Annotated in this window: 9 protein-coding genes and 1 pseudogene; 3 read left to right on the top strand and 7 right to left on the bottom strand. The window is 63.0% G+C overall.

Annotated elements, in window-relative coordinates; translation table 11 throughout:
* Positions 1-114: 114 nt before the first annotated feature.
* The 6 genes and pseudogenes from B3V69_RS02895 to apbC form a co-directional block, all read right to left on the bottom strand.
* Positions 115-318 (bottom strand): formate dehydrogenase, encoded by a 204-nt coding sequence (locus B3V69_RS02895; RefSeq protein ID WP_296443615.1) that lies wholly within the window; start codon positions 316-318, stop codon positions 115-117.
* Positions 319-490: 172 nt separating this feature from the next.
* On the bottom strand, positions 491-1,111 hold the full coding sequence (locus tag B3V69_RS02890; RefSeq protein ID WP_296443619.1) for a TorD/DmsD family molecular chaperone: 621 nt from the start codon (positions 1,109-1,111) through the stop codon (positions 491-493).
* A 5-nt stretch (positions 1,112-1,116) separates the two neighbouring features.
* The gene (locus B3V69_RS02885) at positions 1,117-3,324 is read right to left on the bottom strand and encodes a 4Fe-4S binding protein (RefSeq protein ID WP_296443613.1); all 2,208 of its coding nucleotides are present in this window, start codon (positions 3,322-3,324) and stop codon (positions 1,117-1,119) included.
* On the bottom strand, positions 3,251-3,901 hold the full coding sequence (locus B3V69_RS02880) for a DUF3306 domain-containing protein (RefSeq protein ID WP_296443611.1): 651 nt from the start codon (positions 3,899-3,901) through the stop codon (positions 3,251-3,253). Before B3V69_RS02880 ends, B3V69_RS02885 begins: the two co-directional genes overlap by 74 nt.
* On the bottom strand, positions 3,894-4,463 hold the full coding sequence (locus B3V69_RS02875) for a DUF3305 domain-containing protein (protein WP_296443617.1): 570 nt from the start codon (positions 4,461-4,463) through the stop codon (positions 3,894-3,896). The genes B3V69_RS02880 and B3V69_RS02875 overlap by 8 nt, the downstream gene beginning before the upstream one ends.
* A gap of 513 nt (positions 4,464-4,976) precedes the next feature.
* Positions 4,977-6,071 (bottom strand): annotated as a pseudogene (apbC, locus tag B3V69_RS02870) (iron-sulfur cluster carrier protein ApbC); the annotation flags it as partial.
* A gap of 139 nt (positions 6,072-6,210) precedes the next feature.
* Between apbC and B3V69_RS02865 the strand changes: the two are divergent.
* The gene (locus B3V69_RS02865) at positions 6,211-7,506 is read left to right on the top strand and encodes a patatin-like phospholipase family protein (RefSeq protein WP_296443608.1); all 1,296 of its coding nucleotides are present in this window, start codon (positions 6,211-6,213) and stop codon (positions 7,504-7,506) included.
* A 7-nt stretch (positions 7,507-7,513) separates the two neighbouring features.
* Here the strand turns inward: B3V69_RS02865 and B3V69_RS02860 are convergent, their stop codons facing one another.
* Complete coding sequence (locus B3V69_RS02860; protein WP_296443606.1) at positions 7,514-8,446, bottom strand: LysR family transcriptional regulator; 933 nt, start codon at positions 8,444-8,446, stop codon at positions 7,514-7,516.
* 148 nt (positions 8,447-8,594) lie between these two features.
* Here B3V69_RS02860 and B3V69_RS02855 point away from each other — a divergent pair, with 148 nt between their 5' ends.
* Positions 8,595-9,245, top strand: a complete 651-nt coding sequence (locus tag B3V69_RS02855) for an FMN-dependent NADH-azoreductase (protein WP_296443604.1) — start codon at positions 8,595-8,597, stop codon at positions 9,243-9,245.
* 67 nt (positions 9,246-9,312) lie between these two features.
* Positions 9,313-9,518, top strand: a 206-nt coding sequence (locus tag B3V69_RS02850) for a class I tRNA ligase family protein (protein ID WP_296443603.1), incomplete at its 3' end; no start/stop codon positions are given.

Below are 9,518 nucleotides of genomic sequence, written 5' to 3'. Positions count from 1 at the left end.
CTGTGGACGAAAGGTGAGCGGGCAGCGGTATCGGACGAACCCGATTTTTTGGTCAACAACATGGAACTCTCCAAAGTCGGCGTGGGTCGGTGGGCCCGGCGTGCTAGCGAAAAATCAGACGCGCGTGGTCTTGTAATACTGCTTGACGTGATCGCTTAAGGAGTAGCCACCGCCTCTTTCAGGCACGGGCTTGGGCAACTCGGCCACCGCCTCTGGCACCTGAGCCTTCATCCATGTGGCCGACGCCAGCGTGGCACCTGCCACGGACGCGGATAGAAAAAATCCTCGACGGGAAGCTTTGGGCTGGCTGTCCTGCATGGTGGTCTCCAAGGAATGCTGGCGGCTATGTAATCCTATTCATAGTGTAGGGAGAACTGGATGGCCCCGCAATGATTCTTCGCAAAAGAAAAGTCCGATCGACCTAGGGAAAACGCGTACACAGCCCCGATGAAATGCGGCTCGGTGCCATGTATCGGTCGCGTCATTCGCGTCAGGCCAGCATGTCAAAGCCTTGCGCCTCGACACCCATGAAGGCGCGGGTGAGCCCGGCCAGCGCCGCATAAAACCGGGCTTTGGGGTGCTGCTGAAGGTTGTCGCACATCGTCATCACCCACGGCTGCACATGCACTGAAAAAAACTCACGCTGGCGCGTGAGGTTGGCGACCGTCACATCGTCACCGGCGATCAGGTAGCGCATGACTTCGCACAGATAGGCGAAGTGATCTTCGGTCTCGGACATGTTCTCGTCACGCGCCAGGCCCAGTTGGCCCAAGTCGGTACGCAGCCGGGCCAGCGGTTTTTCGTTGAGGAATCCGCTCAGAAAATGTGAACCGTAAAGATAAACCTCGGGCTTGCCGATGCCGCCAAACAAGGCGCTGTATTCGCTTTGAATGGCCTCGTCAGTCATCTCGCGGGCGACCCCCACCAGGGCGCGCCAGGGCTCTTCCAAAAAGGCGCCGGCGGCCGGCGCGTCGGTCGCGGCCAGGCGCAGATTTGCTATTAATTCAGTAGCGGGTGACGCATAGTACAAGAGGGCTAGCAAGCCATAAAGCTCGGACCGTGCGGTTTCTTCGTCAAGCGCAGGGCTTGGCATGGAGGTGGGCGCCGGCATCATGTTCATAGGTCCGTGATTTTGGTTTCATTCTGGGCCGAATAAATATCGATGACCCGGCAATCACCGCACATTTTCAGGCGCTCCAGCGCCGCACCCTGAAACATGCTGTGGCCGCTGAGCTTGCCCAGCATGGCCTCGATCGCCTTGAGCGTGCCAAACGGTTGCTTGCAGCGCACACAGGTGTAGGGCTTCATCTCGTTGAGCACGACCGCCTCTTTGCGCCGGGGCGCCAGGTTCAGCTGCGGCAGCAGGGCGAGCGCTTGTTCCGGGCAGGTCTTGACGCACAGGCCGCACTGCACGCAATTTTTCTCGATGAACTTGAGTTGCGGCGAATCCGGGTTGTCCTGCAGGGCACTCGCGGGGCAGGCGTTGACGCAGCTCAGGCACAGCGTGCAAGTGTCTTTGTTGATGACCAGTGCGCCCAGCGGCGAGCTGGTGGCGGGCAGCGCAATGACCTCGGGCCGCAAAGGCGCGTGCGCTATCAAATGGTCCAGCGCCAGTTCCAGCGTGGCCCGTTTGTCGGATTGCACCGCGAAGCCCGCGCCGCGGCTGACACATTGGGCCGCAGCCGCCTGCAAATCGGCGTCCAGCGCTGCCAGATCGCGTGCGTCTCTGGCATGCAGCACGCGGAAATGTTCGCCCTGGTAGCCCAGCCCCGTCAGAATGGCCTGCGCCACCGCCATCTGGCTGCGAATCGCCTCATGGTATTGCGGTGCTTCTTCATCCGTCATCAGCACCCAGACCTGCGAGGCGCCATAGGCCATGGCCGTCAGCCAGACTTCCAGCCCCAACGACGAGGTATGCCAGAGGGCGATCGGCAGCACGCGCGCCGGCACGCCATGCGTGCCATCGTGTTGATTGCCATGCGTGCCGCTGTCCAGTTGGGCAAGGCGACCCAGGTCACCCAGCAAGCGCGCGCCCGCCTCCTGGCTGTGCAGCAGCAGCGCGGCATCTTTGCCGCCGCAGCGGGCGTAGGTGGCCAGCAGGGTCTTGAGCCTGACCCCTTGCTCGCTGGCGCGCGGATAGGCATAGCTCAAGGCGCCGCTGGGGCAGACCGTGCTGCAGGTGCCGCAGCCCACACACAGATTGGGATTGACCAAGACCCGCTGCCGAGACTGAGAAGCCCCCACGCTACGCTGCCCCCCAAGGGGACGTTCGGCGCCTTGGGGCGGCCCGGCGACGCCGCGCTCGCTGCTGATGGCAGACGCAGAACAAACGTCGATGCAGGCCGTGCAGCCGGTTTTTTCATTGCGGCTGTGGGCGCAAAGTTTTTGTTTGTAAAGAACGAACTTGGGCTTTTCAAACTCGCCCACCAGCGCGCGCAACGTCATCAGCGGCTTGGCGTCCCGGCCATCCCAGCGCAGGTAGCCTTGCGGCAAGGCGTGCTGGCTGAAAGCGGGGGTGGCGCGAAGGTCAAGAATCAGATCAAAAGTTTCGCTCGCAGTCTCAGGCACGCGGCTGAAATCAATTGCGCCCGCCGCCTGGCACGCCTTGACGCAGGCGCGGTGCGATTGGCACAGGTTCAAGTCAATCTGGTAGTCCAGGCCAATGGCAGCCTCGGGGCAGGCCACCAGACAGGCGTTGCAACGCGTGCACAGGTCCAGATCAATCGGGTTGTTGCGCAGCCACTTGAGCTCGAAGGCGCCGAGCCAGCCCGTGAGGGCCTGAATCTGGCCCCCCAGCACCGGGTAACGCCGCTCCTGCATCGCGCCCCCGTAGCCCATGGTGTCGCCCGCGCCTTGCGTGAACAAGGTGATGCCCAGATCATCGCCCAGCAGCTCGGCGGCGCGCTCGGCCGCGCCGAGTTCGCCAATGATCAACAGCCGCCCGGTGCTCGTGTAAGTGACGGTGGCGACCGGTTCCGGCTCGGGCAGATGGGCGGCGACCAGCAGGGCGGCAATCTTGGGGCTGGCCTGGGCTGCATCCCGGCTCCAGCCACCGGTTTCGCGAATGTTGACGAAACGAATCGGCGCGTAAGCAGTTGCCCCGCGCTCTGCCCCGGCGGTCTGCTCCGCCAGTTCGGTAAACAGCCGTTTCTCCTGGGTGCAGGCGACCACCACATCCTCACCCGACTCGATGGCCTTCAGAAATGCGCCGGCCTCGCGGCGACACAGGGTGGAGTGCAGCGTCAGGTTTTCATTCAGTGCCGCGCCCAGGCTGCCGGGGTCCAGCGGCATGGTTTGGTTGCAGTCGCAAATCAGTGTGGTCATGGTCTGTTCCGAGCGGTGCTGGGGGCTTGTTGTCTGAAAGTGGGTCGGCGCCGCTCCGTGGCGGCTGCGCAGACTGTGCCACGGAATCCTGCGCAGGGCTATTGGCATCATCCCGCGCCCCGGTCTTGGCCTGGTCTTTTTCCGCGCCATCTTCCTCGTCCTCGAACAGATTCAGAAACTTGGCGCTGGCCATTTGCCGCAGCATCGATTCAGGCAGCGGGTCAGGCTTGGAATAGTCGTCGATGTAGGTGTCCAGGCGGTCCATCACGTTGTAATGGGGATCGGCAAACAGCTTTTTCATCGCGGCGTTGCGGACCTCGGGCGCCACATCGCGCGCCACAAAGGGTTTGAAGTCGGACTCGGTTGTGAGACGCCGCACGTCTTCCAGCGACGGTGGCGGCGGCGCTGGCACTGGCGTGACCGGTGTGGCTGGCGGCGCGTCGGCCTTTGCCTCCTGCGGCGGCGCAATCACAGGCAAGGGCTTGATGGCAGGCGTTGCTGCAGGTTCGTCAAGCACCTTGCCCTCACGCACCGCCTGCTTGCGCTGCGACCAGCGGCCCAGAAAACCTTCAGCCATGGCCGCCGCCCGATTTCTTCTCGGTGCTGACCGACGCCGGGTTGCCAAAGCGGTCGCTCAGGGAGCGAAAACTCTCGGGCCGCTTGCGGCGCTTGGGTTCGGCCACAAAGTGCTCGTCCACAAAAGCCTGCAGCCATTCAACCACCGAGGCCGGGGCCGGCACCTGCTCCACCGTTTCCTGCGCGTCCAGCCAGCGCCCGGCGTCGTGGTAGCTCAGGCTCACCATCTCGGGTTTGGCGATCGGCTCTGCCGCCGTGCCCGCCTCTTCTTCCATGCGCCACAAGACAAACCAGCAAGGCGCTTGCGTGGTGACGTTGAGGTAGTAGCCTTCCACATCATCCTTGAACAATTCGACCCGGTAGCCCCCGTGCAGCCAGCGTTCCTCGCTATCATTTTTATAAAGAAGACGCGCTGAGGTGCCAAAGCCGTCCGCCTGCGGCACGACCTCCGCCAGCACCCAGCGCCAGGGCTGCCAGCGGCTGGCGGGGCCGCTGATGCGCTCGCGCCGCATCACCACGGCGACTTCAATGAAGGGACGACTGTTGGGCATGGTTGGTGCAATGTAACGGATTGGGCTAGAAGGGGCTTTCTTGCTCGCGTCCGCGTATTCCATTGAAAACCGCCGCAAAGACAGCCGAGTTGATTTGGGACTTCTTCAAGTCTCACCCGAAGCAGTCATCCGTGTGGCGTGTTCAGGCATATCGCTCGCCTGCCCCAGACCGCAGATGGACGCATGGCGTTGAGCGCCGCATCACGCGCCCGGTCCTTTCACCACGGCGGCCAGCGCGTAGCCACCGTGCTGTCGATAGGCCTGATACGCTACTGAATTAATAGCTGCTTACGCCCTATTGACGGGGGCTAGAGCCCTATTTTATTAAAATTCAACGGCTTCAAGCACCAACGCCACCTCGGCCTGCGGCACGGCCCTTTGGCCTACCAGCACGACCGGAGCCTCCTCACAACGGCCCAATCAGGCGTCGCCAGGACCAACGGAGGCGCTGGCGCGGTGAAGGGCAAAGTGACAGCTTGCATGGCGCACGGGCTTAGCAAGTCACTGAAGAATGGCAAGCCCCGTTCAGGTGTCTTTCGAGATTTTGATGGACGGAAACTTGGATGAAAAATCCTTGTTCTTGGCCGCAATCGATACCGCCACCTTGCGCGCCACCGCCCTGTAGATGCCTGCCACCTCGCTGTCGGGGTCCGACACCACGGTCGGTTTGCCATTGTCGGCCTGCAGGCGAATCTGCATATTCAGCGGCAAGGCACCGAGGTAATCCATGCCGTATTCAGCGGCCATTCGTCTGCCGCCGTCAGCGCCAAAAATGTGCTCCACATGGCCACAGTTGGTGCAGACATGCACCGCCATGTTCTCCACGATGCCCAAAATCGGCACGCCGACTTTCTCGAACATCTTGATGCCTTTCTTGGCGTCCAGCAAGGCGATGTCCTGCGGCGTCGTCACCACAATGGCACCGGTCATGGGCACGCGTTGCGACAGCGTCAGCTGAATGTCCCCGGTGCCGGGTGGCATGTCCACAATCAGATAGTCCAGATCGCGCCAGTTGGTCTGGCGCAGCAACTGCTCCAGCGCCTGGGTCGCCATCGGGCCGCGCCAGATCATGGCTTCGTCCTGCGCCACCAGAAAACCGATGGACATGACCTGCACGCCGTAGTTCTCCAGCGGGTCCATGGTTTTGCCGTCTTCGCTCTCGGGCCGGCCGTCAATGCCCATCATCATGGGAATACTGGGTCCGTAAATATCGGCATCGAGCAGGCCCACGCTGGCGCCTTCAGCGGCCAGTGCCAGCGCCAGGTTGACAGCGGTCGTGCTCTTGCCGACGCCGCCCTTGCCGGAGGCCACCGCCACAATGTTCTTCACCCTGGGCAGGAGCTGCACGCCACGCTGTACCGAATGCGGCACGATCTTCATGTTGACGTTGACCGACACGTTGTCGACACCGGCCACGCCTTTGGCGGCGGCGATCAGCGCCTTGCGAAAGCCGGGAATCTGGCTTTTGGCGGGATAGCCCAGCTCGACGTCGAAAGTCACATCACCGTCGGTGAGGGTGAAATTTTTGATGGATTTGGAGGACACGAAGTCCCGCCCGGTATTCGGATCGACCACACTGGTGAGTGCGTCCATCAGCGCCTGTTCTGTCACTGCCATTGATTTCTCCTGAAGGGCTGTAGTCTAGCGAAGACTGTTTTAACCTTTTCCGCGCAGGCCAATCGGGGTTTGCCCCGGAAACGGGGAGGTTCTCGGGTTTTTACCCCTGCTGGCATGCTCTTGCGCGGCCGATAATCGTTTCATGCTGAACGCCGCATCCCACCGACCGCCCCTGGCGCCCACCACCGCCCTGCTACTGACCGGTGGCGGGGCGCGCGCGGCTTATCAGGTGGGGGTTCTGGAGGCCATCGCCGACATCCGGAAAGACGCTGGCGCACTGGCCGAGGGCAACCCCTTTCCCATCATCGCCGGTACCTCGGCCGGGGCCATCAACGCGTCGGCCTTGGCCTGTGGTTCGGATGATTTCGATGGCACCGTGCGTCGCATCGTCAATATCTGGAAAAATTTCCATGCCGATCAGATCTACCGCGCCGACTCTTTGAGCATGCTGCGCTCCGGCGCCACCTGGATGACGCTGCTGTCGGTCGGCTGGCTACTGACCAAATTGTGGCGGATCAGGCCGCGCTCGCTGTTGGACAACGCGCCTTTGGCCGAATTGCTCAAGCAGCTGGTACCACTGGAGCGCCTGCCCTATTTGATTCGCAAGGGCCATATGCAGGCGCTGGCCGTCACGGCATCGAGCTACAGCTCGGGCGAGCACATCACTTTTTATGAGGGAGACAAGCGACTGCTGCCCTGGGTGCGTTCGCAACGTCGCTCGGTGCGGGATCACATCACGCATGCCCACCTGCTGGCTTCGTCGGCGATTCCCTTCGTGTTTCCGGCCACGCCCCTGCAAATCGACGGGCGGACCGAGTATTTTGGCGACGGCTCCATGCGCCAGTCCGCGCCGGTCGCACCGGCCATCCATTTGGGCGGCGAGCGCATTCTGGTCGTCGGCGCCGGGCGCATGCACGAGCCCAAAAACGAGGCGCATCTGCACACCACCAGCAGCTACCCCTCGCTGGCGCAAATTGCCGGACACGCGCTGTCCAACATCTTTCTGGATGCCCTGGCCGTCGATGTGGAGCGGGTGCGCCGCATCAACCAGACCATGTCACTGGTACCGCACGAGTTGCGCAGTGCCAGCGCCCTGCGGCCGGTGAAGCTGCTGTTGATTGCGCCCTCGCAACGGCTGGACGCCATCGCGGCCCGCCATGTGGGCGATCTGCCGGCGGCTGTGCGCACCATGCTCGGCGGCGTGGGCGTGTCTTCCAGCGCGGCCGACGTCAAGGGCGCCGCGCTGGCGAGCTACCTGCTGTTCGAACCCGGCTACACCGTTGAACTGATGGCGCTGGGCTATGCCGATGCGATGCGCCAGGGGGCCGAGGTCTGTGCGTTTTTTGACTGGACCGATCCCCAGGCGCTCCCGCATGCCGCCCAAGTCGGCCAGCCATCCGTGCCCGAGCGCCGCATGGACCCCCTGCGTTTGCGCTAAAGAAAGCTCAGGAGCATGTGTCGGCGTCCGGGACTCGCGGCAACCCTTCGCCATTGGTGTACGCCGCCAGAAAGTCGAGAAAGCGGCGCACCGCCGGCACCATGCCCCGGCGCGAGGGGTACACGGCATGGAACACGCCGGGGCGCGGTGCCCAGCCCGGCAGCACCGGCACCAGGCGCCCGTCCTGTATTTCGTCGTGGCACATGTAGTCGGGCAACACGCACATGCCGGTGCCACCCAGCACGGCGAACTTCAGGGTCAGCAAATCGTCGGCCACGTAGCGCGGCTGGTGCGGCAGGACATGGGTGGCTCCTCCCGGCCCGACCAAGGGCCAGCTGGCCCGACCGTCAATGGCCGACATGCTGACCGTGTCCAGGCGCGCCAAGTCCTCAGGCGACACCGGCTGCCCCTGGCGCTTGAGTTGCGCGGGGCTGGCGACCAGATAGGTTTGGGTTAGCCCCAAGTTCTTGACCACCAGGCTGCCGCTGTCTTCCAGCGTGGGGCGCACGCGCAAGGCAACATCAATACCTTCCTCCACCAGATCGACAACGCGATTGCTCACCCGCATGTCCACCTTCACCTGCGGGTAGCGCGCCAGAAAGGCGGCCATGATCGGCCCCACGGTGCTCTGGGCCAGCGTCACCGGGCAGGCCACGCGAATGGTGCCGCGAGGCTCGGTCTGCGCCTGCTCCACCGCTTCGGCGGCGGCATCGGCCGCGTCGCGCATGGCCGCACAGTGGCGGTGGTACAGCTCGCCCACTTCAGTGAGCGAGAGCTTGCGCGTGGTGCGCTGCAACAGGCGCACGCCCAGATGCGTCTCCAGCTCGGCCACGCGCCGCGACAAGCGGGATTTGGGGATGCCCAAATGACGTCCGGCCGCCGCAAAGCCACCGCGCTCCACCACCTCGACAAAGTACAACATGTCGTTCAAGTCTTGCATTTGCGCCTCCATTGTCCTATTTTCAGGACAATCTATCGCAATTTTGGCGACTTATCAAGCATTGGATTCATCCGCACAATACTTCCATGGCCGACGTCACGGCGTCCCGCCTTGTTTTCCATACCTTCCAACTGTTAAAGGATCTTCCATGAAACTCTTGCACATCGACTCCAGCATCATGGGCGGCAACTCGGTTTCCCGCCAACTCACCCACAACATCGTGGCGCAATGGCGCGCCAGCCATCCGGTCTCGGTCGTGGACTACCTCGATCTGGCGCAGGACACGCCCAGCCATCTGTCCGCCGAATCCATGGGGTTTCGGCTGCCGCCGCAAACGGAGACACTGACGGACGGGCAACGTCGTGAGAACGCAGTATCGGAAGCCCTGGTCAGCCAGTTTCTGGCCGCTGACGTGATCGTGCTGGGTGCGCCGCTCTACAACTTCAGCATTCCGAGCCAGCTCAAGGCCTGGATTGACCGCATCGCACAAGCCGGGCGCACCTTCACCTACACCGACAAGGGCCCCAAGGGCCTGGCCGGCGGCAAGACGGTGATCGTCGCCATCACCCGGGGCGGCGTCTATTCCACCAGCGAAGCAGGCCGCGCCATGGAACACCAGGAGAGTTATCTGCAAACCGTATTGGGCTTCCTGGGCGTCACTGACGTGCGCTTTGTGCGCGCTGAAGGGGTGGCCATGGGGGACGCGACGAAGGCCGAGGCACTGGCCAGCGCGGCGGTCGAGACCCGGGCCGCAACCCAAGTTGCCGCCAACCAGGACCAGAGCAGCCTGGCCGCCTAAGACCGCGCGGAGGGGGTCGGTGGACCCCCGACTAAAATCGGGCCAGTCTTTAGAAAGCCGATGCCCGATGTCACGCCAACTCTTCGTTACCACCGCCCTGCCTTACGCCAATGGAAACTTCCACATTGGCCACATCATGGAGTACATCCAGGCCGACATCTGGGTGAGATACCAGCGGATGATGGGCAGTGTGGTGCACTTTGTCTGCGCCGACGACGCCCACGGCGCGCCCATCATGATCGCGGCCGAGAAAGCGGGCAAAACCCCGCAGCA

This window comes from Rhodoferax sp. UBA5149 (assembly GCF_002413825.1).
Lineage (GTDB): Bacteria > Pseudomonadota > Gammaproteobacteria > Burkholderiales > Burkholderiaceae_C > Rhodoferax.
The sequence above is the reverse complement of the archived record's forward strand: the minus strand, read 5'-3'. Positions and strand labels throughout refer to the sequence as shown.

What these genes read in the sequence shown, in the direction of transcription:
- B3V69_RS02895 (WP_296443615.1), bottom strand. Translation starts at nt 318, where the DNA reads ATGCAGGACAGCCAGCCCAAAGCTTCCCGTCGAGGATTTTTTCTATCC.
- B3V69_RS02890 (WP_296443619.1), bottom strand. Translation starts at nt 1,111, where the DNA reads ATGCCGGCGCCCACCTCCATGCCAAGCCCTGCGCTTGACGAAGAAACC.
- B3V69_RS02885 (WP_296443613.1), bottom strand. Translation starts at nt 3,324, where the DNA reads ATGACCACACTGATTTGCGACTGCAACCAAACCATGCCGCTGGACCCC.
- B3V69_RS02880 (WP_296443611.1), bottom strand. Translation starts at nt 3,901, where the DNA reads ATGGCTGAAGGTTTTCTGGGCCGCTGGTCGCAGCGCAAGCAGGCGGTG.
- B3V69_RS02865 (WP_296443608.1), top strand. Translation starts at nt 6,211, where the DNA reads ATGCTGAACGCCGCATCCCACCGACCGCCCCTGGCGCCCACCACCGCC.
- B3V69_RS02860 (WP_296443606.1), bottom strand. Translation starts at nt 8,446, where the DNA reads ATGCAAGACTTGAACGACATGTTGTACTTTGTCGAGGTGGTGGAGCGC.
- B3V69_RS02855 (WP_296443604.1), top strand. Translation starts at nt 8,595, where the DNA reads ATGAAACTCTTGCACATCGACTCCAGCATCATGGGCGGCAACTCGGTT.